The 22,748-nt window shown below is 53.7% G+C and carries 27 protein-coding genes; 13 read left to right on the forward strand and 14 right to left on the reverse strand.

Annotation, left to right across the window (positions count from 1 at the left end; translation table 11 throughout):
- Positions 1–73: 73 nt before the first annotated feature.
- The 3 genes from ptsH to crr are packed head-to-tail and all read left to right on the forward strand — an operon-like array spanning position 74 to position 2,661.
- The gene (gene ptsH / locus NH461_RS12520) at positions 74–331 is read left to right on the forward strand and encodes a phosphocarrier protein Hpr (RefSeq protein WP_261600670.1); all 258 of its coding nucleotides are present in this window, start codon (positions 74–76) and stop codon (positions 329–331) included.
- 52 nt (positions 332–383) lie between these two features.
- On the forward strand, positions 384–2,111 hold the full coding sequence (ptsI, locus tag NH461_RS12525; RefSeq protein WP_261600671.1) for a phosphoenolpyruvate-protein phosphotransferase PtsI: 1,728 nt from the start codon (positions 384–386) through the stop codon (positions 2,109–2,111).
- A gap of 40 nt (positions 2,112–2,151) precedes the next feature.
- A complete protein-coding gene (gene crr, locus NH461_RS12530; RefSeq protein WP_261600672.1) occupies positions 2,152–2,661 on the forward strand; it encodes a PTS glucose transporter subunit IIA in 510 nt (169 codons plus the stop codon).
- 81 nt (positions 2,662–2,742) lie between these two features.
- Here the strand turns inward: crr and NH461_RS12535 are convergent, their stop codons facing one another.
- Positions 2,743–3,639 carry a Dyp-type peroxidase gene (locus tag NH461_RS12535; protein ID WP_261600673.1) on the reverse strand — a complete coding sequence of 299 codons (897 nt, stop codon included), beginning with the start codon at positions 3,637–3,639 and terminating at the stop codon, positions 2,743–2,745.
- A 167-nt stretch (positions 3,640–3,806) separates the two neighbouring features.
- On the opposite strand from NH461_RS12535, the gene NH461_RS12540 reads away from it, so the two are divergent.
- Positions 3,807–5,414 (forward strand): GGDEF domain-containing protein, encoded by a 1,608-nt coding sequence (locus tag NH461_RS12540; RefSeq protein ID WP_261600674.1) that lies wholly within the window; start codon positions 3,807–3,809, stop codon positions 5,412–5,414.
- Here NH461_RS12540 and NH461_RS12545 read toward each other — a convergent pair.
- A complete protein-coding gene (locus tag NH461_RS12545; protein ID WP_261600675.1) occupies positions 5,411–5,833 on the reverse strand; it encodes a hypothetical protein in 423 nt (140 codons plus the stop codon). The genes NH461_RS12540 and NH461_RS12545 overlap by 4 nt on opposite strands.
- 6 nt (positions 5,834–5,839) lie before the next feature.
- Positions 5,840–6,379, reverse strand: coding sequence for a DUF2919 domain-containing protein (locus NH461_RS12550; protein ID WP_261600676.1), 540 nt, complete (start codon positions 6,377–6,379; stop codon positions 5,840–5,842).
- Between the two features lie 382 nt (positions 6,380–6,761).
- Between NH461_RS12550 and NH461_RS12555 the strand changes: the two genes are divergently transcribed.
- The 3 genes from NH461_RS12555 (at position 6,762) to NH461_RS12565 (ending at position 7,940) form a co-directional block, all read left to right on the forward strand.
- Positions 6,762–7,112 (forward strand): DUF2956 domain-containing protein, encoded by a 351-nt coding sequence (locus tag NH461_RS12555; protein ID WP_261600677.1) that lies wholly within the window; start codon positions 6,762–6,764, stop codon positions 7,110–7,112.
- An 82-nt stretch (positions 7,113–7,194) separates the two neighbouring features.
- Entirely contained in the window at positions 7,195–7,638 is a 444-nt protein-coding gene (locus NH461_RS12560; RefSeq protein ID WP_261600678.1) for a DUF1499 domain-containing protein, read from the forward strand.
- Positions 7,639–7,718: 80 nt separating this feature from the next.
- A complete protein-coding gene (locus tag NH461_RS12565; protein ID WP_261600679.1) occupies positions 7,719–7,940 on the forward strand; it encodes a hypothetical protein in 222 nt (73 codons plus the stop codon).
- 16 nt (positions 7,941–7,956) lie between these two features.
- Here the strand turns inward: NH461_RS12565 and NH461_RS12570 are convergent, their stop codons facing one another.
- From NH461_RS12570 to napF, 6 genes are all read right to left on the reverse strand, one after another.
- Positions 7,957–8,094, reverse strand: a complete 138-nt coding sequence (locus tag NH461_RS12570) for a TIGR02808 family protein (RefSeq protein ID WP_261600680.1) — start codon at positions 8,092–8,094, stop codon at positions 7,957–7,959.
- 47 nt (positions 8,095–8,141) lie between these two features.
- Complete coding sequence (locus NH461_RS12575) at positions 8,142–8,714, reverse strand: NapC/NirT family cytochrome c (RefSeq protein ID WP_261600681.1); 573 nt, start codon at positions 8,712–8,714, stop codon at positions 8,142–8,144.
- Between the two features lie 24 nt (positions 8,715–8,738).
- Positions 8,739–9,209 carry a nitrate reductase cytochrome c-type subunit gene (locus NH461_RS12580; RefSeq protein ID WP_261600682.1) on the reverse strand — a complete coding sequence of 157 codons (471 nt, stop codon included), beginning with the start codon at positions 9,207–9,209 and terminating at the stop codon, positions 8,739–8,741.
- 89 nt (positions 9,210–9,298) lie between these two features.
- A complete protein-coding gene (napA, locus tag NH461_RS12585) occupies positions 9,299–11,785 on the reverse strand; it encodes a periplasmic nitrate reductase subunit alpha (RefSeq protein ID WP_261600683.1) in 2,487 nt (828 codons plus the stop codon).
- A complete protein-coding gene (locus NH461_RS12590; protein ID WP_261600684.1) occupies positions 11,782–12,054 on the reverse strand; it encodes a chaperone NapD in 273 nt (90 codons plus the stop codon). Before NH461_RS12590 ends, napA begins: the two co-directional genes overlap by 4 nt.
- An 11-nt stretch (positions 12,055–12,065) precedes the next feature.
- On the reverse strand, positions 12,066–12,551 hold the full coding sequence (napF, locus tag NH461_RS12595) for a ferredoxin-type protein NapF (protein WP_261600685.1): 486 nt from the start codon (positions 12,549–12,551) through the stop codon (positions 12,066–12,068).
- 326 nt (positions 12,552–12,877) lie between these two features.
- Between napF and narQ the strand changes: the two genes are divergently transcribed.
- Both narQ and NH461_RS12605 read left to right on the forward strand, forming a co-directional pair.
- Positions 12,878–14,614, forward strand: a complete 1,737-nt coding sequence (narQ, locus tag NH461_RS12600) for a nitrate/nitrite two-component system sensor histidine kinase NarQ (RefSeq protein ID WP_261602903.1) — start codon at positions 12,878–12,880, stop codon at positions 14,612–14,614.
- Between the two features lie 5 nt (positions 14,615–14,619).
- A complete protein-coding gene (locus NH461_RS12605) occupies positions 14,620–15,243 on the forward strand; it encodes a response regulator (RefSeq protein WP_261600686.1) in 624 nt (207 codons plus the stop codon).
- 75 nt (positions 15,244–15,318) lie between these two features.
- Here NH461_RS12605 and NH461_RS12610 read toward each other — a convergent pair whose 3' ends face one another.
- Positions 15,319–15,600: a helix-turn-helix domain-containing protein gene (locus NH461_RS12610; RefSeq protein ID WP_261600687.1), complete on the reverse strand. Its 282-nt coding sequence runs from the start codon at positions 15,598–15,600 to the stop codon at positions 15,319–15,321.
- A 247-nt stretch (positions 15,601–15,847) separates the two neighbouring features.
- Positions 15,848–16,486 carry an outer membrane protein OmpW gene (gene ompW, locus NH461_RS12615; protein WP_261600688.1) on the reverse strand — a complete coding sequence of 213 codons (639 nt, stop codon included), beginning with the start codon at positions 16,484–16,486 and terminating at the stop codon, positions 15,848–15,850.
- A 439-nt stretch (positions 16,487–16,925) separates the two neighbouring features.
- Between ompW and NH461_RS12620 the strand changes: the two genes are divergently transcribed.
- Genes NH461_RS12620 through NH461_RS12635 form a run of 4 tightly spaced genes read left to right on the forward strand, consistent with a single transcriptional unit; the run spans position 16,926 to position 19,350 of the window.
- A complete protein-coding gene (locus tag NH461_RS12620; RefSeq protein WP_261600689.1) occupies positions 16,926–17,282 on the forward strand; it encodes an ArsC family reductase in 357 nt (118 codons plus the stop codon).
- A 14-nt stretch (positions 17,283–17,296) separates the two neighbouring features.
- A complete protein-coding gene (dapE, locus tag NH461_RS12625) occupies positions 17,297–18,430 on the forward strand; it encodes a succinyl-diaminopimelate desuccinylase (RefSeq protein ID WP_261600690.1) in 1,134 nt (377 codons plus the stop codon).
- Positions 18,427–19,122, forward strand: coding sequence for a M15 family metallopeptidase (locus NH461_RS12630; RefSeq protein ID WP_261600691.1), 696 nt, complete (start codon positions 18,427–18,429; stop codon positions 19,120–19,122). The genes dapE and NH461_RS12630 overlap by 4 nt, the downstream gene beginning before the upstream one ends.
- A complete protein-coding gene (locus NH461_RS12635) occupies positions 19,123–19,350 on the forward strand; it encodes a DUF2897 family protein (RefSeq protein WP_261600692.1) in 228 nt (75 codons plus the stop codon). It abuts the gene before it with no gap.
- 346 nt (positions 19,351–19,696) lie between these two features.
- On the opposite strand, the gene NH461_RS12640 is transcribed toward NH461_RS12635, so the two are convergent.
- The 3 genes from NH461_RS12640 to crl all read right to left on the reverse strand — a co-directional run bounded on the left by NH461_RS12640 (position 19,697) and on the right by crl (position 22,720).
- Complete coding sequence (locus tag NH461_RS12640) at positions 19,697–20,953, reverse strand: glutamate-5-semialdehyde dehydrogenase (RefSeq protein ID WP_261600693.1); 1,257 nt, start codon at positions 20,951–20,953, stop codon at positions 19,697–19,699.
- A 54-nt stretch (positions 20,954–21,007) separates the two neighbouring features.
- Entirely contained in the window at positions 21,008–22,189 is a 1,182-nt protein-coding gene (gene proB / locus NH461_RS12645; RefSeq protein ID WP_261600694.1) for a glutamate 5-kinase, read from the reverse strand.
- A gap of 129 nt (positions 22,190–22,318) precedes the next feature.
- Positions 22,319–22,720: a sigma factor-binding protein Crl gene (gene crl, locus NH461_RS12650; protein WP_261600695.1), complete on the reverse strand. Its 402-nt coding sequence runs from the start codon at positions 22,718–22,720 to the stop codon at positions 22,319–22,321.
- Between the last annotated feature and the right edge of the window lie 28 nt (positions 22,721–22,748).

Here is a 22,748-nt window from a genome sequence, read left to right on the forward strand (position 1 = left end):
ACAGGTTATCCGGGTTAAGCTTACTTTCAGTTACGTTAATATTAAATAAATACGAAATGAATCGGGGTGAAAAATGTATCAGAAGCAAGTTGAGATTACTGCAGAAAATGGTCTACACACGCGTCCGGCTGCACAATTCGTGAAAGAAGCCAAAGCGTTTGACGCCGACATCACTGTCACTTCTAACGGCAAAAGCGCCAGCGCTAAAAGCCTGTTCAAACTACAAACTCTGGGTCTGGTGAAAGGGACCGTTGTGACCATCTCAGCTGAAGGTACTCAGGCACAACAAGCTGTCGATCACCTGGTCGCCCTCATGGACGAACTGCATTAATTCGCAGCTGTTTGTCACACATCCAAGTTTCTAGTTAATTTAAGGTAAGGCTATGATTTCAGGTATCCTGGCATCTCCGGGTATTGCTTTCGGTAAAGCACTACTCCTGCAGGAAGAAGAGATTGTTCTAAACAAGGCTCCTGTCGCTGCAGATCAAATCGAGAACGAAATTCAGCGTTTCTTCGACGCTCGAAAAAAATCTTCCGAACAACTGGAAGTGATCAAAGAGAAAGCACGCGTCACCTTTGGTGAAGAAAAAGAAGCGATCTTTGAAGGTCACATCATGCTGCTGGAAGATGAAGAGCTGGAAGAAGAAATCATAGCCTTCATTAAAGATAACAAAGCATCCGCAGACCTTGCGATTCATTCTGTGATCGAAGAGCAAGCCATGACGCTGGAATCGCTGGATGACGAATACCTGAAAGAGCGTGCCACGGATATCCGGGATATCGGTAACCGTGTGGTCAAAAACGCGCTGGGGATCAATGTGGTCAATCTGAGCGCGATCAATGAAGAAGTGATCCTGGTTGCCAACGACCTGACCCCTTCAGAAACCGCGCAAATCAACCTGAACTATGTACTGGGCTTCATCACCGATATCGGCGGCCGGACATCTCACACGTCAATCATGGCCCGCTCGCTGGAGCTGCCGGCGATTGTCGGGACCAATGACATCACGGCAAAAGTGAAGAACGGCGATATGCTGCTCCTCGATGCCATTAACAATGAAGTGATCGTCAACCCAAGCGAAGCCGAACTGACCAAATTCAAAGCGATCCGTGACGCTCACCAAGCTGAAAAAGAAGAACTGGCGAAACTGAAAGATTTGCCGGCCATCACTTTAGACGGCAAGCAAGTTGAAGTGTGCGGCAACATCGGTACCGTGAAAGACTGCGACGGCATCAACCGCAATGGCGGTGAAGGCGTCGGCCTGTACCGGACTGAATTCCTGTTCATGGATCGCGACGCACTGCCAACCGAAGAAGAGCAGTACCAGGCGTATAAAGATGTTGCGGAAGCCATGCACGGCGAGCCCGTGATTATCCGCACCATGGACATCGGCGGCGACAAAGACCTGCCATACATGGATCTGCCGCAAGAAATGAATCCATTCCTGGGCTGGCGTGCCGTACGGATCAGCCTAGATCGTCGCGAGATCCTGCGTGATCAGCTGCGTGGTATCCTGCGCGCTTCTGCCCACGGCAAAATCCGCATCATGTTCCCGATGATCATCTCTGTTGAAGAGATCCGTGAGCTGAAAGCGGCCCTGGACACCTACAAAACCGAGCTTCGTGCTGAAGGCCTGGCCTTTGACGAAAGCATCCAAATCGGTGTGATGGTGGAAACACCAGCGGCAGCAGCGATTGCTCACCACCTTGCCAAAGAAGTTGATTTCTTTAGTATTGGTACAAACGACCTAACCCAGTATACTCTGGCTGTTGACCGTGGTAATGAGCTGATCTCTCACCTGTATAACCCACTGTCTCCTGCTGTCCTGACGGTGATCAAACAAGTGATCGATGCGTCGCACAAAGAAGGCAAATGGACAGGTATGTGCGGTGAGCTTGCCGGTGACGAGCGTGCAACCCTGCTTCTGTTGGGCATGGGCCTGGACGAGTTCAGCATGAGTGGGATCTCAATTCCGCGCATTAAGAAAATTATCCGTAACGCGAATTTTGCTGATGTTCAGGCAATGGCCGAGCAAGCACTGGCGCTACCGACAGCAGCTGAAATCGAAGCACACGTAGAAAAATTCATCGCAGAAAAGACCATCTGCTAATATAGCAGCAGATAGAATAACAACGCTTAGGAGCAACGATATGGGTCTGTTTGACAAATTGAAGAAGCTGGTATCAGACGACAACAACGAAGCGGGTGCTATTGACATCATCGCACCGCTGTCTGGCGAGATCGTGAACATCGAAGATGTGCCAGATGTTGTGTTTGCAGAAAAAATCGTTGGTGATGGTATCGCAATTAAGCCAGCTGGCAACAAAATGGTTGCCCCGGTAAACGGCACAATCGGCAAAATTTTCGAAACTAACCACGCGTTCTCTATCGAGTCTGACGATGGCATCGAACTGTTTGTTCACTTCGGTATCGACACCGTTGAACTGAAAGGTGAAGGCTTCACCCGCGTGGCGGAAGAAGGCCAAACGGTGAAAATCGGTGACACGATTATCGAATTCGATCTGGCTCTGCTGGAAGAAAAAGCAAAATCGACGCTGACACCTGTTGTTATCTCAAACATGGACGAAATCAAAGAACTGAACAAGCTGTCTGGCCCAACCACTGTGGGTGAAACACCAGTTCTGCGCGTGAAAAAGTAATCACCGCCTGCATTGTCCGTGCAGACACCAATAAAAAAGCGCTCCCCTTGGGGAGCGCTTTTATTTTACGAGCTCAATGCCTTACAGTGTATTGAGCATCTCCAGCGACGGGGCGAAGAAGTAAGCACCGGTCACCGCGCGGGTAAAGCGCAGCATGGTGTCTGTTTTGCCATCCGTTTCCCCATACATGCTCTCGAGCATCGCATGAAAGTTATGCTGAGTATGGCAATATGCGATAAACAACAGGCCATGATCGCCGCTCACCGTGCCATAAGGCAGGCTGTGACGAACAATCTTCAAGCCTTTCCCTTCCTCTTTGATATCCACCCGGCCCACATGTGAATTTTCCGGCACATCGTCGAGCTCAACCGAGTCCGGCTTGGTCCGGCCAATTACTTTCTCCTGCGCCTTGACGTTCAGGCGATGCCAGGCCGGCAGGTTATGGACAAACCGTTGCACCATAACGAAGCTGCCCCCGGTAAACTCACCGTCCGGGATCAGAGCCACTTCACCGCGCGATTCCAGGGTTTTCGGGTTTTCTGTACCGTCAATGAACCCGGTCATGTCCCGCGCATCGAGATAACGGTAGCCATAGGTCTCATCCAGGATCTCAACCGCTTCCGCGATGGGCTGCAGGAACTGACGCAGCGCGAAGAAATTAAGATCATGACGGCTGGAGTTCAGGTGCAGCAACACATCGCCGCCTGTTGCCGGCGCAGTGATCTCCCCGCTCCCCAGCGGGCGGAAATCATCAAACTGTGACGGTAGTGTCTGGCCCAGGCTCTGCCAGAATGACCGGCCGAATGCCACGCTGGCCCGCAGGTGGGCATCCGGTTGTTGATGATTCAATTCAGCCAGGCTGTCATGCCATTTCTGGCACTGACGAACCACGGCCGCCTGATCTCCAATCACCTTCAGCACAACGTAAAGTGCAAAAGGGCCCGCTTCCGGCAAAATTGCAGGTTGAGGGTGAGTCATAATCCTCTCCTAATTCTCGATTAACGATAAATCAATATATTATAACGAGATTTTATAGCCTGTATTTGATTCCTGCCAGCGTTCTCAATAAATCATCTCCCCTCTTTACTTCCCTGGTTTTGTTCCACAAAATTGGGGCCGCCCCTTGTGAATAATTGTGAGCGATTGTGAAAAAAAACCACGCCGTGCTGCTATCTTTGCTCTTGATGGTTCTGGCTCAACCAGCCTTCGCGCTGGATCCGGTCAGCCTGCAGCTGCGTTGGCTTCACCAGGCACAATTTGCCGGGTTTTACATGGCCAAAGAAAAGGGATTCTACCGAGATGCCGGGCTAGACGTGACCATCAAACCCGGCGGAAACCATAAGGTCCCCATTACCGAAGTCCTCAGCGGCCGGGCAGAATTCGGGGTCGGGAATACCGAAGTTCTGGTGGCCTATGGTCATGGGTTTCCGGTCACCGCCATGGCCGCCATTTTTCAACATTCCCCATCCGTCCTGATCGCCCGGGCTGACCGCGACATCCAAACCATTCATGACCTAATCGGCAAACGGGTGATGATGTTTGCCGGAGCCGAAGATGCCGAGCTCCTGGTGCTGCTGGCCCGCAATGAGATATATCTGACCGATCTGGAGCAAATTACCACGTCTGCCGACATCGACGATTTACTGAACGGAAAGATCGATGCTTTCAATGGCTACCTCACCAATGAGCCCTATTACCTCCAAGCGCAGGGAGAGCCCGCCTTAATTTTCAACCCGGCGGATTACGGGGTCAGTTTTTACAGCGACATTCTCTTTACCCATCAGGAATTCGCCCGCTCCCACCCCGGCGCCGTTGAACGCTTCCGGACCGCCAGCCTGAAAGGCTGGTACTATGCCCTGACCCACATTGAAGAAACGCTGGACGTGATCGAACGGGATTACCAACCGAAGAAAAGCCGCCAACATCTGGCTTTCGAACTCGAATCCAGCGCCAAAATGATCATGTCTGATCTGATCGAAATCGGGCACATGAACCCGAATCGCTGGCAAACGATCGCCGACGAGCTCAGTCAACTCAATATCATTCCCCACACCCACATCGATGAAGAGTTTCTTTTTCCTCAGCGGGCGGAGCTGACCTGGAAGGATGTCAAACTGTGGTTGCAGTCCGGCATCATGCTGCTGGGCGGAACGATTCTGGTGATCACCTACTTAACCCTGGTCAACCGGAAACTGAAGCGAGAAATCGCCCGCCGGATCGAAGCTGAGCAAAAAGCATCGGAAATGGCCCGCAAGGATACCTTAACCGGGATTGCCAACCGCTATGCTCTGGTCGAAGAGCTGCATCGGGTCGTCAGCCAGGTGGCGCCCTATCAAGCCAAACCGGCCCTGCTTTTTATCGATCTGGATGATTTTAAACAGGTCAATGATACCTATGGCCACCACGCCGGCGATCGGATTTTGCAGCAATTCTGCGCCCGGGTGAGCACCCTACTGACGAGCCGGCGCAGCTTCTTTGCCCGCCTGGCCGGAGATGAATTTGTGATCCTGCTGGAAGCCACCGCGAAGGATGAAGCCAATGCGCTGGTCAGCCTGGTATCCGCCACGGCGCAGCATCCCTTCCCCCACGAGCAAACGCAGATCCAAATTGGAGCCAGCGTCGGTATTACCTTCTACCGGCCAGGGGACACCCCGGACTATTTCCTGTCCCGAGCAGATAACATGATGTACAGAAACAAAAGGCGCTCCCAGAAGGAGCGCCTTGAATCCGGTCAAACTATAGTTGCGTCTTAAACGGAAGTCACTTCAACCAGCAGTTTGACCTGCTGCTCTGCATCATCGCCGCTTTCAAACGACGCCGGCGTATTGAGGCCAGTCGAAATGGTCGGTGCAATCAATGTCCGCCAGGCCCCGTCATCGAGTTGCTCTTTGACTTTAAAGGCTATTTTGACCTCTTCCGCAGACACCTCCAGCAATTCGGCACTGCCCACCAGTCGCCTGGCGTTCATATTCTGGACTGGGGTGTCCATATCTTGCACGGTCGTCCCGAAAAAGACCGTTTCTTCTCCCGGCAGCAGTGACAGCGACGTATTCACCGTTTGTGTCCGGCCGGCACTCGACAGCTCAAAGTTCACATCGAGCAGCCAGTCGGCCATCGCCAGTGGACTCAGTAGCGCGCTAAACAAAATGAGTCCCTTACTCAATTCATTCATGTTGCTTTACCCCTTATCAGGTTGGTCAGCAAAGGTATTGCGGACGCGGGTACTTCTGATCAAATAAGCCGATAACCAAAGGGTCAGCAGCAAATTGACGGCTTGTGGCCAGCGAAAAGCACCCTGGCTCAGCGCCAGTTGATACCCTTGCGACAGACCATCGGCCAAATAAGCAAGCAGTAAAATCACTTTCCCCTGCTGCCAAATGGCGGTGATCCATTGATTCTGTTTGTATCGTTGCCCGGAGAGCCACATCAAGAGCAGCGCCGGCAACCCCATCCCCATACCGACATACAAATGGTCGCGCAGGGGGTAAATCACTTCCAGGATCTGTGCGCCCTGCGCCCGGCTGGCACCGGCCATCAGAAAAATCAGCCAGGCTTTGGCACTAAACGCCAGGGCCAGCCACAGCATCCCGGAAGGTTTCAATAAACCATGTTTGTCATAGGCTTCGATCGGATAAAGCAAACCGGTTCTCCATTTACGCTCTCTGTTCATGCAATGGAGACGCAGGTTATGGATTTCAACCACAATGACAACTTTCACATCATGCATTCACCATAATTCATCTGGCTAAAATCCCCATCCCGAGGAGATTAATTCTGTGGCCCATCGCACGATTCAATTGTTCATCTTGTAGCCAAGATCACGATTTTGGTAATAAAAGTCGTAGTTTTATTAAATCCTCAGCATTTCCAAGGTTAATTCGTCATCAATAGAATCAGATATGAACAGCATTCAAATATAGCTATATCAGCGCTTTAATCAAGATTCAGGTTCGTTCATTATAAACTTGGGATGAATATTTTGATGAAATTTTCCTACAAAATATGCGCAACCCAGACCGCTTTCAACCCAGCATGGGCACGGTATAATTCCCGGAATACCTTGCATGACCAAATGATTTACTGATCTTTACGGGGCCGATATGTCAACCAGTAAGAAACAAGCCGCGCCTTCACCGGAAACCCAGGCAGAAGCCATGCAGATTGCCCGAGCGACCCAAAAACCGGGTCAGACCAAAGAGCAAACCAAGCTCATCGCACAGGGTATCCAGAAAGGGATCGAGCAATACAAAAAACAGCAAAAAGCCAAAGCCCGTGAGCGGGACAAGCTACGGAAAAAACAGAGCAAAGAAAGGCAACCAGCGCAGCCGGAGCAAGACGGCTCCCAACACGACACCAGCGGTCAGACCGTGATCCGAAAACAACACTGGCTGCCCTGGCTCCTACTCATGGCATCCTGGTGCGGATTCGCCGCTTACCTGTTGCAATCCTAGATGCGGGCCCAGCCTGGTACTTACTGTCTAACCTGGTACTTACTGTCTAACCTGGTACTTACTGTCTAAAAGGAAACCAAACATGAAATACCTCAGCCCGGCGGTCTTGATTGGCCTGCTGCTCACCGGCTGCAGCCATGGTGAGACAACGGCGACCTCCCTGCCGGATCGCACCGGACAGCATTGCGGTGTGAAGCCGAATTGTGTCTCCACTTTAGAATCACGTGAAGACTTCCGTCTGGCGCCATTCCAGCTCAACGAGCAAGGGCAAGCCCATTGGGCTGAGATCCAGACGCTGGCCCTGTCGCTGCCGGGGGCCAGCCTGGGCCAGCAACAGCAGCACTACCTGCGGGTCGAATGCCGGAGTAAGATTTTCCGTTTCGTGGATGATTTCGAACTGAGGTTAAGCGGCGACACCTTAGTGGTACGCTCAGAATCCAGGGTCGGCTACTCAGATTTTGGCGTGAATCGCGAGCGGGCAGACTTGTTCCGCGCCAAACTGCAAGCCGCCGGGTATCTAAAGTAACCATTCTTTGCACCTCATGAGTTGATAATGATTGCTATTTAGATCTAAAATATCCCCAATAGACATCGGGGGACTGAGGTATGGACAGGCGAGCATTTTTGGTGATCAGTATCAGCGGATTACTGACCATCACCGCCTTACATCTGGCGGATCTCTGGACGCAACAAAATGAGGGAGCATTCCATCAATTTCTGTTGGAATGGCTCCCCCTGTATCTGGTGTGGATCGGCATGGTGCTGATCGGCGGCTTCACCCGGACAACGTCTTTATCGAAAAAGCCGCCCGGTTATCGTGATGCCTGACAGCCCCCACATCGTTTTAGTCAACGCGCCGATCTTTTCCCAACGATAACAACCCGATGGAAATGGCCGCCACCGCCGCAAAGCCGGTCAGGATAATCACCGGCATGGCCGCATACCCCAACACATGCCAGATAATCGATTCTAATGTACTCATGGTCTGCACCTTGTTGTTCAGTAGTTGAGGCATGATGATCCGTCAGATCACCAGCCTTCCACGTCTTTCATATCCGGCAGCTTGTGCGCAATCCCCTTGTGGCAATCCACGCAGGTTTTCTCACCGGACGCCAGCGCGGTCGAGTGCTGCTTCACGCTCCGCGGTCCCTGCTCTGAAAAGTCCATATATTCAAAGTTATGGCAGTTCCGGCACTCCTGGGAATCGTTATTCTTCATCCGATGCCATTCCCGGTTCGCCAGATAGCCCCGGCGCTCCTTGAATTTATCCTCGGTATCGATCGTTCCCATCGCAAAAGCCACCAGCTCTTTCGACGCCTGGACCTTCCGCACGATTTTATCGGTCCAGTTATGCGGCACATGACAGTCTGAACAAATCGCCCGCACCCCGGAGCGGTTGGAGTAATGGATCGTCTCACGGATCTCTTTCACGATCGGCGCATGGCAACCGGAGCAAAACGCCTCGGTATTGGTCGCTTCCATCCCGGTATTAAACGCCCCCCAGAATAACAAGCCGCCCATAAAGCCCATAAAGAGCACCAGCCCGGCCGCCACCTTGCTCGGCGACGCCATCCTGCGCCAAAAATTTTTCAATAATTTCATTGATAGCCTCTCTTTTGACTGTGGCTACTTACTGCGCAGCGCATCAACACGCTGGAAGGTATTGTCCACCAGCGGCTTGGCATCCGCCTGAGGCACATGGCATTGCAGGCAGAAGTAGCGACGCGGCGACACATCCGACAGCACCTGGCCTTCGCGCGTCTGATAATGGGTCACACTGATCTTGGTCGCCCCCATCTCGTTGGCGTTTTTCCAGCTATGGCAGGCCAGGCATTTATTGGCATTGAGCGAGACTTCGTAATTGCGGATGGTATGCGGCACCAGCGGCGGCTGATACACATAATCACTGTCAATCGTGTCCCGATCACGCGGGAAACGTTTCATGGCATCGGCCGGGCGCGTTGACTCCAGCTCAGTCATCCCACGAAGCGATTCCACGCCCCCAATCCCACCTGGATTATGAAGCTCTTCTGCACTCTGTACGGCACCGGCGACCAGCATCCCTACCGCCATGACCGCTAACACTAATCGTTTCATTTTCTTCTCCGCCTACTGGCTAAAACTCGGTCCCTGCGAATGACAGCCCGGTCGCTTCCGGACTGTCATCACAGCCTTGATTCGTTAACTTATGCTTTGGTGATTTTGATTGGACATTTCTTGTAGTCGGTCTGCTTAGACAACGGATCCGTCGCATCAAGGATCAGCTTGTTGACCAGGATCCGGGCGTCAAAGAACGGGACGAACACCAAGCCGACCGGCGGACGATTTCGGCCCCGGGTTTCTACCCGACAGCGCACTTCACCGCGACGGGACGCCAGCAGCACTTCATCTCCCCGGCGCAGGCCCCTTGAGCGGGCATCATCGGGATGGATATAACACACCGCGTCCGGCATCGCTTTATACAGCTCAGGCACCCGGCGGGTCATGGAGCCTGTATGCCAGTGTTCCAGCACCCGGCCGGTACACAGCCACAGATCATACTCTTCATCCGGGACCTCCGGCGCTGGTTCAAACGGTGCGAAGATAATATTGGCCTTGCCATCAGGCTTGCCGTAAAAACGGTAGCCGGCCCCTTTAGGAACATACGGGTCGGAGCCCTCGATAAACCGCCAGCGGGTCTCTTTGCCATTGACGACCGGCCAACGCAGACCGCGCTCCTGGTGATACACATCATATGGGGCAAGGTCATGGCCATGGTCACGGCCAAAGGCGGCATATTCTTCAAACAGGCCTTTCTGGAGATAGAAGCCTTGTGACTGGGCGTCATCGTTCAATGCCTGTGCTTCAGAAAGCGGGAATCTGTCTACCTCACCGTTACGGAACAGGACATCGTACATCGTCTTGCCGCGATACTGCGGTGCCTTGGCCAATAAGTCCTCATCCCACACTTCTTCCACTTTAAAGCGCTTGCTGAACTCCACGATCTGCCACAGGTCGGATTTCGCTTCACCTTGCGGCGCTACCTGCTGGTACCACACCTGGGTCCGGCGCTCAGCATTGCCGTATGCTCCCTCTTTTTCCACCCACATTGCGGTCGGCAAAATCAGATCAGCCGCCTGGGCCGTCGCTGTCGGATACGGATCGGAGCAGACAATAAAATTCTCCGGGTTACGGTAGCCCGGCAAACGCTCATCATTGATGTTCGGCCCGGCCTGCATATTGTTGTTACACATCACCCAGTAAGCGTTCAGTTTGCCGTCTTTCAGCATCCGGTCCTGCACCACGGCGTGATAGCCAGGTTTCGGTGGAATGGTGCCTTCCGGCAGTTGCCAGATTTTCTCGGCAATCGCCCGGTGTTTCGGGTTTTTCACCACCATATCGGCCGGCAGACGGTGGGAGAAGGTCCCCACCTCACGCGCCGTACCACATGCTGACGGCTGGCCGGTCAGCGAGAACGGACCGCTACCCGGCAGGGAAATTTTGCCGGTCAGCAGGTGAATGTTGTACACCAGGCTGTTCATCCACACCCCACGGGTATGCTGGTTCATTCCCATGGTCCACAGCGACATCACCTTCACCTTTGGATCGGCGTAAAGCTTGGCCATTTCCAGCAAGTTGGCTTCCGGCACACCCGACATTTGCGCGGCTTTCTCGACGGTGTATTCCGCCACCGAAGCCTTGTACTCTTCAAAAGTCATCGGATGCATTTTGCCCGAGTTGGCATTGGCCGCCTGTTGCTGCAACGGGTGCTCATCACGCAGTCCGTAACCGATATCGGTCGTGGCCCGCTTGAAATGAGTGTGCTTGTTGACAAAGTCCCAGTTCACGGCATCGTTCTGGATAATGTAGTTGGCGATAAAGTTGGCAATGGCCAGATCGGACTGCGGCTCAAACACCATGCCGTTATCGGCCAGCTCAAACGTGCGGTGGTAGTAGGTCGACAGCACGTTCACTTTCACATGCGGATTGCTCAAGCGACGGTCGGTGATCCGGGTCCAGAGCACCGGATGCATCTCAGCCATATTAGAGCCCCACAGCACAAACGCATCGGCATGCTCAAAATCGTCATAGCAGCCCATCGGCTCGTCAATCCCGAAAGTCCGCATAAAGCCACCCACCGCAGAAGCCATACAGTGACGCGCGTTCGGATCAATATTGTTGGAACGGAAGCCAGCTTTCATCATTTTGGATGCCGCATAGCCTTCCATCACCGTCCACTGCCCGGAGCCGAACATCCCGATCCCGGAAGGCCCGTGCTTTTTCAGCGCCGCTTTCCATTTATCGGCCATGATGTCGAACGCCTGATCCCAGCTGATTGGCTGGAAATCGCCATCTTTATCGAACTTGCCGTTTATCATCCGCAGCATTGGTGTCTGCACGCGATCTTTACCGTACATGATCTTCGACAGGAAATAACCTTTGATACAGTTCAGGCCCTTGTTCACCGGCGCTTCCGGATCCCCCTGGGTCGCAACAACCCGGCCATTCTGTGTGCCCACCAAAACCGAACATCCCGTTCCGCAAAAACGACATGGCGCCTTATCCCATTTAATTTTGGTTTGATCAGAACTTACGATTAAGTTCGTCGCCGACGCAGGCAACGAGATGCCTGCCACAGCTGCTGCCGATGCAGCGGCGTTTGCTTTCACAAACGCGCGTCTTGTCATTTTCATGCGTCATCCTCAGATTGCGAATCAAAGTGTTCGATTTGGTGATACACTAAGAAAGTGGTTAATACGTGTTCTAAGTTATTGATTTTATCTATAGTATCTGTCACATAGCCCTGGTTCTCCGTCTCCAGCACCACGATGATTTTTCCTTCTTCGCTCTCGCCGTGAATTTCAGTATTCGGAAACTGCAATATGGCATCTTTCACTGCCGCCAGGTACGCAGGCTGAACGTGAACAACCAGACTTGAAATATGAACTTCTTGTAATGCCATGTTGTGGCCTCTTATTCCTGGTTTGATTGGGTCATGGTGATGGCTGAAACCGGGCAGACCGACACACATCCGCCACACCCGGTGCACTGCTGCAAGTCCAGCTCAGGTGTCGCCACCCCGCCAGCCTGCAACCGGAATCGGATTGCCTGCGGCTCACAGGCATCGCCACAACTGCGACACTCAATCCGCTGGTGTGTCAGACAGCTCTCTCCGATTTGCGCTTTCACCGACCAGGGCGATGCCGTTCGCGCCTGGAACAGCGGTTCCGGACAAGCTTCGGCGCAGCGGTAGCAGAAAGTGCACTCCCCGCGCTGAAAATCCACTTCGGGAAATCCGCCGTCCCCCTGGACAATAATCCGGGTCTCGCACGCCGCCTGACATTGTCCGCAGCGGGTACAGGCATCGGTAAATGCCGTTTCTTCAATGGCCCAGGGCAACCGTGGCACAGCTGCTGCCCGGCGTCGGGTCAGAAGTCGTCGGCGGGATGGGTCAAACATAGCGCTTACTCCGGTAACTGGGTCATAACGATGAATAAAGCACATCTCTGAAAAGTTTGATCTATTCATCCCAAACTTTGGTGGATGAAGACCGAACGACAATACCCCTATTCATAACCCGTCTTTTTTTTACACGGCCAGTGTAAATCTCGTAATATTTGCTTAAATACCCAGGAAGGGCTAAATGGGGGGGAACCTTGTTTTGGATCAAAAAAGCAAAATGATAATGCTCACACTATTGCTGACCTGACCGCCCATTCGTCTGAGCTATCAGGTATTGTTGGGAGGAATCAATGGAGAACACAGCCCTGGCCAGTACTGAGCATATGCATGACAAGCACAACCGTCAGCCGCAAAACCATCACAGGAGCAAACGCCCGCTCAAACCCGTGACCACCACCATCGCCCGGGCCATGTTGGTGATTTTGCTGCTTTCGGTCACCACCACCAGCTTCGCCCTGCTGACGCTGGCCTCCAGCCTCAATGACGCCGAGGCCATTAATGTCTCCGGCTCGATGCGGATGCAAAGCTACCGGCTGGCTTACGATGTGCAGACCCGCTCACCGCAATTACCGGCCCACTTGGCGCAGTTCGAACAGTCATTGTTTTCGACCTCCATGGCGGCCCTGGAGCACTGGACGGTCCCGGATGACATCAAGCATCACTACCTCAGCCTGATCGAGCGCTGGCAGTCCCTGCAGCGCCTGCTACAACGCGGCGAGTCACAAGACTTCCTAGATGAAATCGCCAACTTCGTGGATGATATTGACCGCTTTGTCTTTGAGTTACAGGAATTCTCGGAGATCAAGCTGCAAATTCTGTCGATCATCGGCGGGCTCGGGCTCAGCCTGATCCTGCTGGTGGCCCTGTTCACCATCCACTTTACCCGACGCAAGATCGTCGCGCCGCTCAACCAGCTGGTCGCGGCCAGTGAGCAAATCCAAAGCGGCCGGTTTGATGTCAAACTGGCGGTCAAAAGCGACAACGAACTGGGTATTCTGGCCGGAACGTTCAGCCAGATGGCAACCGAGCTCGGCAAGCTGTATCGTGGCATGGAAAAGACGGTGGCAGAAAAGACCCGCCGATTACGCCATGCCAATGAATCACTGCAGGTGCTCTACCAATGCTCGCAAGAGCTGTCGGTAAGCCGCTTGTCATCGCAGCATTTCTCAGCCATGCTCGATACCCTGATCAATATTGAAGGGCTGACTGCAACCAAGCTGGTGATCGACGAAAGCAACGGACGCAATACCGAAATCGCCGCCGGTACGGCGAGCAACGGCACCTGGCATTATCAGGATCTGGAACTGGACGGCCAAATTCTCGGACAACTGTGGTGGCAGTACACCCTGCCCTGTCCGGACAAAAACCTGATTGATAATCTCGCCCGCACCCTGGCCCGCGGGATCTACTATAATCGCGCCCAGAAACAGGCTGAGCAATTGCTGCTGATGGAAGAGCGGGCAACCATTGCCCGGGAACTACATGATTCGCTGGCGCAATCCCTGTCTTATCTCAAAATCCAGATGACGTTGCTCAAACGCCAGCTCAGTCACCACCAACACGACAGCGCGATGGCGATTATCAGCGAGATTGACCAGGGCCTGTCCGGGGCTTATACCCAACTGCGGGAGCTGCTCAGCACCTTCCGCCTGACGATTAAGGAAGCTAACTTCGGCGAAGCGCTGGTAGAAATGCTGAACCCCCTCGATGAGCAAACCGATGCTATGCTCATCATAGAGAACCATCTGTCATCGCTGAGCCTGGATGCCCACCACCAAGTCCATCTGCTGCAACTGATCCGTGAGGCGGTCCTCAACGCAATTAAACATGCCGACGCTGATGAAATCACGGTGCACTGTGCCCAGGATGGCGAGCAGGTGAACATTCTGATCACCGATGACGGCCAGGGCTTTGACCCGGCCGATGAAAAACGCAATCACTACGGACTTGCCATCATGACCGAGCGCGCATCCCGCCTGCATGGTGAGCTTTCGATTCACACGACCCAAGGCGCAGGCTGCAAAGTCGCCTTAAGTTTTTCGCTTGAGCCTCAAGGATAATAACGATGACACACTGGAAATTAATGATCGTGGATGATCACCCGCTGATCCGTCGGGGGATCAGCCAGCTGCTGAGTTTTGAACCTGAATTCGACATTGTTGCCGAAGCCAGCAACGGCTCTGATGCCGTGCGGCTTGCGGCAGAAAATGAGCCGGACCTGATCCTGCTGGATCTGAATATGAAAGGGATGTCTGGCCTGGACACCTTAAATGCCATGCGCGCAGAAGATATTTCGGCCAGCATTGTCGTGCTGACAGTCTCCGACAGCCGCGCGGATATCCGGGCCCTGATCAATGCCGGGGCCGACGGCTACCTCTTGAAAGATACCGAGCCGGATCAGTTGGTCGCGCTGTTGAAGCAAGCACTGCACGGCGACAAAGCCTACAGCGATCAGGTGAAAGAATTTCTTGAAGACGACACCGAATATGAATCCCTGCTCGATGCACTGACCGACCGCGAGATGCAGATCCTGCGTGAAGTGGCCAAAGGACACCGCAACCGCCAGATTGCCGAATCTCTGTATATCTCGGAAGCCACCGTCAAGGTTCACATGAAGAGTCTGCTCAAGAAACTTCAGGTGAAATCACGCACCGCGGCCACCGTGCTCTACCTGGAAACCCAGGGATAGCCACCAGCCACGGTCAATCAGCATTGCAGTTCAAATCAGCCGGCGGACAGGTTATTCACTGTCCATCGGCAGCCATCAGCCGGACACGGATGTAATGATATCCTGCTCTTTGGACACCACCCACTGTAAGTCAAACGGTCCCCAGTCACTCAGCTGGTAGTAACCATCATTATGGCGTTTGCCATCCTGTACAAAGGCCAGCTCGATCCCGAAACCGGGCAGCGCCTTGAGTACATCCTGAATCGTACGTCGTGGCCAGCCGGTAATTTCGATGAGCTTCGGCACATTGGGCCGCTCGACCTTCTCAACCAACAGGGCTAAATATAAACGACGGGCAAAAACCGGATTCAATTCCATTGAGACCTCCATTCTGTGATGGTTAGCTATTATTCCGACTTCTGCTGCGGGGATGTTGCGTTTGATCAATATGAAGTGAAATTTCGCCATGCCGGCGTTCATTTCACGATGAAGGGCGAATTTCATGACTTTTCACCATCATCTTGGGGGAGCTGACGACGCGCTCAAACCAGACGCACGCAAACAAACAGGCCGGACCCAAAGGCCCAGCCTAGTTATCCGAATCGCTAATCCGACGCGGCTTGGCTTAGAAGCTATAACCGGCAGACAGCATAAAGACCCAAGGATCGATCTCGGTGTTGATTGAGACCGGGTCACCGCCCAAGGTGAAGTTCACGTCGGTTTCAATGTCGGCATACCAAACCGACGCGCCGACATACCAGTTATCTTTCACCTGATAGTCCAGGCCGACATTAGCCGCCAGTCCCCAGGAATCATCCAATGACAGGTTACCTAGCCCCAGGTTTTTAGCCCCACTGTTGAAGTCTTCGTTAAAGAAGGTGGTGTAGTTCAGGCCGGCACCGACATATGGGCGCAACTTGCTGTTGCTGTCCATAAAGTAGTACTGCACCATCAGTGTCGGTGGCAGGTGCTCCACTTCGGCGATATCACCCAGCGGGCCCAGTGATACCGTATGTTTGAACGGCGTAGCCGCCAGCAATTCAACACTGAGATTATCGGTGAGCATATATCCCACGGTCAGGCCCAGTTGGGTATCCGAGTCAATGCCAAATTCACCGAACCCGGCAACATCATCGCTACTTTCATTCGGCATCACTGTCGCGGCGCCGACACGAACCAGAATGTCGCCTTTCTGGTGAGCAAGAGCCTGAGGTGCAAGGGTCATTGCAGCGAGCACAGCTGCAGCACAAATTGTTGTTTTCATTATTATTGACTCCATTCCTTTTGAAGATCCCGGATGGGAATAAATTGGCCTTCTTATTGAACGGAGCCAAATGTAACGAGATTGAAACCTGCCCGTATTGATTGAAATCAATTTAAAAAAATTAACCACAATAAATAACTCTTGATACAGATCAACAACTTACACACTGATACTACAGGTTTCACCCGGTGGGAGGCCCGTGTTACATTTTCCACGCATTTTATGCAACATGACTCGCAATTATTTTTTGATCTGGCACAAGATCATGCACCCGGAAATTTGCAATAACCACTTGTTTTGTAGTGTTAAATATCTCAGCATCCCCAGTCGCCTCAAGGCTGGCGGCAAATGTATCGCTTCCCATCAAGACCATTGCGAAGCCCGGGCAATCTCGTTATAAAGGAAGGCCTAGCGATAACAACCAAAAGTCAGTCCCATTATGAGTACAATTGCCTACGGCATTAAGAATTGCGACACCATCAAAAAAATGAAGAAGTGGCTGGATGCGGAAAATATTTCCTACCGCTTCCATGACTACCGCGTTGATGGCTTAGATGCAGCCCTGCTGGAAACCTTTGAAGCCCAACTGGGTTGGGAAGCCATGGTCAACAAGCGCGGCACCACCTACCGCCAGCTGAGTGATGAACAGAGAGCCGGCCTGAACCGCGAAACTGCTCTGGCCCTGCTGCTGGAATACCCGGCGATGATCAAGCGCCCGCTGCTGGTTCACAACGACCGCTATCACCTCGGCTTCAAGCCGGACCAATACCACGCCATTTTTCATGCTCACCAATAAGTAAGGATACAAGGATGTCAGACAGCCCGGTTATCGCTCTGGCGAAAGACTTGATCAGCCGTATTTCCGTGACCCCGGCAGATGCTGGTTGCCAGGACGTGATGATTGAACGTCTTGAAAAACTCGGTTTTACCATCGAACCGATGATTTTTGAAGACACCACCAACCTGTGGGCCCGCCGCGGCACCGAAGCACCGCTACTGGTGTTCGCCGGACATACAGATGTCGTCCCGGCCGGGCCGTCAGAGCAATGGCATACCCCGCCGTTTGAGCCCACCATCATTGATGGCTACCTCCACGGCCGTGGGGCCGCCGATATGAAAGGCTCACTGGCCTGCTTCATCGTCGCCATTGAACGCTTTCTGGCAGACAACCCGGATCATCCGGGCTCGATCGGCCTGCTGATCACCTCAGATGAAGAAGGGCCGTTTATCAACGGCACCACCCGGGTGATCGATACCCTGGAAGCGCGCAACGAGAAAATCGATATGTGTATTGTCGGTGAGCCCTCCAGTACCCATTTCGTGGGTGATGTAGTGAAAAACGGCCGTCGCGGCTCAATCACCGGGGATATCACCATCAAAGGGACCCAGGGCCATGTCGCGTACCCGCATCTGGCAGACAACCCGGTGCACCGGGCAATGCCGGCACTGGCTGAACTGGCCGCCACCACCTGGGACAACGGCAACGACTATTTCCCGCCGACCAGCTTCCAGATTGCCAACTTACAAGCCGGTACCGGCGCATCGAACGTGATCCCGGGCGAGTTCCATGTCCAGTTCAATTTCCGCTTCAGCACTGAGCTGACTGCCGACGATATCAAGCGCAAAGTGCATTCCGTGCTCGATGCCCATGGTCTGGACTATGATCTGAAGTGGACCTTCAGCGGCCATCCGTTCCTGACCGATGAGGGCACACTACTGGCTGCGGTGGTCGAGGCCATTGAAGAGGTCAACCACCAGAAACCCGCGCTCCTGACCACCGGTGGCACCTCGGACGGACGCTTTATCGCCCGGACCGGCGCCCAAGTTGTGGAGCTGGGACCGGTAAACGCGACCATTCATAAAGTGAACGAATGCGTGAAAGTAGCCGACCTGGAAAAGCTGACGGATATGTATCAGAAAATCCTGGAAAAATCTTTGCAATGACCCTTCCTACTGGCGCCCGGCCGCTCACGGCCGGGCAACTCACCGGCCAATCTGAAACCCATCTGATCTCGGTACAGCAATACCAGCTGCACCGTGAGACACGCCCGGCATTTCTGGCCTTACAGCAAGCCGCCAAACAGGCCGGATTCGATCTCAGAATTGCCAGCGCATTTCGCGGCTTTGAGCGCCAGCTGATGATTTGGAACCACAAGTTCAACGGCAACCGGCCGCTGCTGGACAGCAACAGCCAGCCGGTCGACGCCGCATCGCTCAGCGAGCTTGACCGTATCCATACCATTATGCGCTGGTCGGCCCTGCCCGGTGCGAGCCGTCATCACTGGGGCACGGATCTTGACGTCTATGCGGCCAACTGCCTGCCGGACGGGGTCAACCTGCAATTAGAGCCCTGGGAGTATGCGCCGGGCGGCCATCAGGCCGAGTTCAGCCAATGGCTGCAGGCATCCCTCACCACGTTCGACTTTTATCTACCTTACGCCGAAGATCGCAACGGCGTTGCGGTGGAGCCCTGGCACATCAGCCATGCGCCCGTCAGCTCGCCCCTGCTGGCCCAACTGACACCCGAGTTGCTCCATCGCACACTTCATGCCAGCCAAATCGCTGGAAAGTCGCAGATTTTGGCAAATCTTGATACGCTTTATACAAGGTACATTGCAAATGTTTGTGAGGTTTAAATGGCGGAATGGCTCCTTAACCCCTGGGTGATCTCGATCATTATCGTCAGTGTGATCGTCAGTAACATTGCAGCAATCAAATACACGGCCAATATGAAATTTGGCTACCGGGATAAAGTCAAATACATGCAAGAGAAACACAAGCGCGAACAGGCGCAACAGGACGACCCGGACAGCAATTCTCACAGTGCTGAGCAAAGCAACGACAGCGATCGACGCGAGCACTGAGCACTGAGCACTGAGCACTGAGCACACTGAATCAAAAAACACACACAATAAAAAAGCGAGCGTCATCGACACTCGCTTTTTTGTCTTCGCTCTTTCTCGTTTCCCACGGAACCAGACCCAGAGCAATCAGCCCAAGGTCAGTTTTGCGAAAGTACGTTTTAGCTAACTTCCTTCGCAACTGAGCTCGCAGCCAGTTTCCACGAACGCAAAGAGAAACAGCATCCACTTTACCCCGGAACAATCAGCCCACAGTCAGTCTTGTGAGAACAAAGAACAAGCGCGGAGTTTACGCATGTAAATGAGCACTTGTGATGCAGTTATCGCAAGACTGACGACTGGCTGTTTGTTACGGGCGAGACAGGTAATCTGCGACACCAACCCATTTATAACTGGTCAGCTCTTCCAGCCCCATCGGGCCGCGGGCGTGTAGTTTCTGAGTTGAAACGGCCACTTCCGCACCCAGGCCAAACTGTGCGCCATCTGTAAATCGAGTAGATGCATTGACATACACTGCAGCGGAGCCGGCGGCATTGACGAATCGCTCAGCAGCCTGCAGGTTGTTGGTCAGGATCGCATCAGAATGGCTGGCATTGTGGTGGCGCATGTGGGCGATCGCTTCATCAACATCCTTGACGAGTTTGACGCCCAGGGTATAGCTGAGCCATTCGGTATCAAAGTCCCCTTCTGCGACAGGACGCAGCGAAGCTGCCTTGCCTTCCAGCAAGGCAAAACTGCCCTCATCGGCAACAAAGGCCACGTTCGACTTATTCAGCCGCTCGGCAAGGCGTGGCAGAAAGGCTTCCGCCACGGCTTCGTGCACCAGCAGGGTATCGAGGGCGTTACAGGCCGACGGGCGCTGTACCTTGGCATTTTCGACCACATCAATGGCGCGGGCCAGGTCGGCGCTGTCGTCCACATAGACATGACTGATGCCGAAGCCGCCGATAATTACCGGAATCGTGCTGTTTTCCTTACACATTTTGTGCAGGCCGGCACCACCGCGCGGGATGATCATATCGACGTACTGATCCATTTTCAGCAATTGAGACACCAGCTCACGGTCCGGTTTCTCAATGTACTGCACCGACGCGGCCGGCAGACCCGCTTTCTCAAGCGCGGTCTGGATCACTTTGACCAGCGCCATGTTGGAATGGAAGGTTTCGCGGCCACCGCGCAAAATACTGGCATTACCGGTTTTCAGGCACAGCGCCGCAATATCGATGGTCACATTCGGCCGGGCTTCGTAAATCACCCCGACCACCCCCAGCGGCACCCGACGGCGGCTCAGGCGCATGCCGTTCTCCAGGACTTTACAGTCCAGCTCGGCACCCACCGGATCATTGAGTCCGATGACATTACGAACATCATTGGCAATGCCGCTCAGACGTTCTGCGTTCAGCAGCAGGCGATCGACCAGCGCATCACTCATGCCCGATGCTTTCGCCGCTTCAATGTCTTGGGCATTGGCCGCCAGAATCACATCACGGTTGGCTTCCAGCTCATCGGCGATGATCGCCAAGGCATGATTTTTCTGTTGTGTTGCTGCCGTTGCCAGTGCAAACGCGGCTTGCTGCGCCGCTTGCCCCATCAATTCAAGATCCACTGTCTTCCCCTATTCTTTTCTTATACGTTGATGCTAAACCGACATTGGGCCAGCTCAGATCAGGACCAGATCATCACGGTGAATGGCCACTGGCCCATATTCATAGCCCAGCACCTGATGAATGTCCTGACTGTGTTTACCGGCAATTTTTGCCATGTCCCGGCTGGAATAGCGGCAGATCCCGCGTGCCAGCAACACGCCCTGGGCATTGAAAATCCGAGTCACTTCCCCGCGCTCAAATTCACCTTTCACCGTCAGGATCCCTTTCGACAACAGGCTGCTGCCGCGCTGCTGAACCGCCACAGCCGCACCGTCATCAATCACGATGTCTCCGGCAGGCGGTGGCCCGGCCAGGATCCAACGCTTGCGGCTCTCGAGCGGCGATTCCAACGGCAGAAAGCGGGTTCCCACCGATTCACCCCGGACCAGATCAGCAATCACTTCCGGACGGCTGCCTGCTGCGATGACGACTTCGATCCCGGCCCGACGGGCAACATCCGCTGCTTGCAGCTTGGTTGCCATGCCGCCGGTGCCCAAACCGCCGACGCTCCCGCCGGCCAGTTTGTGCAGGGTTTCATCAATGGTGTGCACTTCGCGGATCAATTCCGCCTCCGGATTCCGGCGCGGATCGGCGGTAAACAGGCCCGGCTGATCGGTCAGCAACAGCAGTTTATCGGCGGAGGTCAAGATACCCACCAGGGCGGACAGGTTATCGTTATCGCCCACTTTGATCTCTGTGGTGGCGACGGCGTCATTTTCATTAACCACCGGGATAATCCCATTGTCCAGCAGGGCGACGATCATATCGCGTGCATTGAGGAAGCGCTCGCGGTCATCAAGGTCGGCCCGGGTCAACAACATCTGCCCGACATGCAGGCCATAAATCCCGAACAGCCGTTCCCATTCCTGGATCAAACGGCTCTGGCCGACGGCCGCCAGCAATTGTTTGCTGGCCATGGTTTTGGGGAGTTCGGGGTATCCCAGATGCTCGCGCCCTGCTGCAATCGCCCCGGAAGTCACCAGGATCACCTTGTGACCTTGCTTACGCAAGGATGCACACTGGCGAACCAACTCGACCATATGGGCGCGATCCAGCTGCAGGGTCCCACCGGTCAATACACTGGTGCCCAGTTTAATGACAATGGTTTGCTGAGGGGAATGAACCGACTGTGTGTCGGAAGCGTGCGCGCTGGAAAGTGTCTGCGCGGTCACCTGAATATGATTCGTCTCTGCCATTGGGATAAACAACTGTGATGAAAAAAAGATTACCCGATGTTTTATCAATCCCCTTGGTAGATCACAAGAAAAATGCGCTGAAAAGCGCATTTATCAAGTCAGCGAAGCGATGCACGAGGCAGCAGTAAATCAGGCCGGGCTTCCCAGCTCAGCCTCCTCCAGCTCCCGTGCCGGGGTGACGGTTAAACTCAGCTCATCCTGAAGCAGGCCGGTCAGCTTGGGATAAAAATCATTAAGGGTTTGCAGCACCGCCTGCTCGTGTTTGGCCGGTACTGATTCTTTCAACCATTCGCCTTCGCTGTCATAGCGGCCGAAAAAGTAACGATATTCAAAGCCGGTTTCGGTCGCCGACAGGATCAGCCACCACCCCCAGAACTCCCGTTCTTCCGGCTCTTTTTTGGCGCTGATACAGCTGGCCAGACAATCGAAGAAAAAATAGCCTTCAGATGAGTGCTGCTGTCGCAGATAAGGCCCCAGCGCCGTCAGTTTCGTCATCAGTCGGCCATGTGGCGGGAAGATTGTTGTAGTCATAGCGTTTCTCCATCCTTAGACAATCGCG

The organism is Photobacterium sp. TY1-4, assembly GCF_025398175.1.
Lineage (GTDB): Bacteria > Pseudomonadota > Gammaproteobacteria > Enterobacterales > Vibrionaceae > Photobacterium.

Coding starts and splice junctions, on each gene's coding strand:
- narQ (WP_261602903.1), top strand. CDS start 12,878: ATGCATGACAAGCACAACCGTCAGCCGCAAAACCATCACAGGAGCAAA.
- NH461_RS12610 (WP_261600687.1), bottom strand. CDS start 15,600: ATGGAATTGAATCCGGTTTTTGCCCGTCGTTTATATTTAGCCCTGTTG.
- ptsH (WP_261600670.1), top strand. CDS start 74: ATGTATCAGAAGCAAGTTGAGATTACTGCAGAAAATGGTCTACACACG.
- napF (WP_261600685.1), bottom strand. CDS start 12,551: ATGTTTGACCCATCCCGCCGACGACTTCTGACCCGACGCCGGGCAGCA.
- NH461_RS12560 (WP_261600678.1), top strand. CDS start 7,195: ATGAAATACCTCAGCCCGGCGGTCTTGATTGGCCTGCTGCTCACCGGC.
- NH461_RS12565 (WP_261600679.1), top strand. CDS start 7,719: ATGGACAGGCGAGCATTTTTGGTGATCAGTATCAGCGGATTACTGACC.
- NH461_RS12605 (WP_261600686.1), top strand. CDS start 14,620: ATGACACACTGGAAATTAATGATCGTGGATGATCACCCGCTGATCCGT.
- NH461_RS12535 (WP_261600673.1), bottom strand. CDS start 3,639: ATGACTCACCCTCAACCTGCAATTTTGCCGGAAGCGGGCCCTTTTGCA.
- crl (WP_261600695.1), bottom strand. CDS start 22,720: ATGACTACAACAATCTTCCCGCCACATGGCCGACTGATGACGAAACTG.
- napA (WP_261600683.1), bottom strand. CDS start 11,785: ATGAAAATGACAAGACGCGCGTTTGTGAAAGCAAACGCCGCTGCATCG.
- NH461_RS12555 (WP_261600677.1), top strand. CDS start 6,762: ATGTCAACCAGTAAGAAACAAGCCGCGCCTTCACCGGAAACCCAGGCA.
- NH461_RS12635 (WP_261600692.1), top strand. CDS start 19,123: ATGGCGGAATGGCTCCTTAACCCCTGGGTGATCTCGATCATTATCGTC.
- NH461_RS12570 (WP_261600680.1), bottom strand. CDS start 8,094: ATGAGTACATTAGAATCGATTATCTGGCATGTGTTGGGGTATGCGGCC.
- proB (WP_261600694.1), bottom strand. CDS start 22,189: ATGGCAGAGACGAATCATATTCAGGTGACCGCGCAGACACTTTCCAGC.
- NH461_RS12545 (WP_261600675.1), bottom strand. CDS start 5,833: ATGAATGAATTGAGTAAGGGACTCATTTTGTTTAGCGCGCTACTGAGT.
- dapE (WP_261600690.1), top strand. CDS start 17,297: ATGTCAGACAGCCCGGTTATCGCTCTGGCGAAAGACTTGATCAGCCGT.
- ompW (WP_261600688.1), bottom strand. CDS start 16,486: ATGAAAACAACAATTTGTGCTGCAGCTGTGCTCGCTGCAATGACCCTT.
- NH461_RS12590 (WP_261600684.1), bottom strand. CDS start 12,054: ATGGCATTACAAGAAGTTCATATTTCAAGTCTGGTTGTTCACGTTCAG.
- crr (WP_261600672.1), top strand. CDS start 2,152: ATGGGTCTGTTTGACAAATTGAAGAAGCTGGTATCAGACGACAACAAC.
- NH461_RS12630 (WP_261600691.1), top strand. CDS start 18,427: ATGACCCTTCCTACTGGCGCCCGGCCGCTCACGGCCGGGCAACTCACC.
- ptsI (WP_261600671.1), top strand. CDS start 384: ATGATTTCAGGTATCCTGGCATCTCCGGGTATTGCTTTCGGTAAAGCA.
- NH461_RS12620 (WP_261600689.1), top strand. CDS start 16,926: ATGAGTACAATTGCCTACGGCATTAAGAATTGCGACACCATCAAAAAA.
- NH461_RS12580 (WP_261600682.1), bottom strand. CDS start 9,209: ATGAAACGATTAGTGTTAGCGGTCATGGCGGTAGGGATGCTGGTCGCC.
- NH461_RS12575 (WP_261600681.1), bottom strand. CDS start 8,714: ATGAAATTATTGAAAAATTTTTGGCGCAGGATGGCGTCGCCGAGCAAG.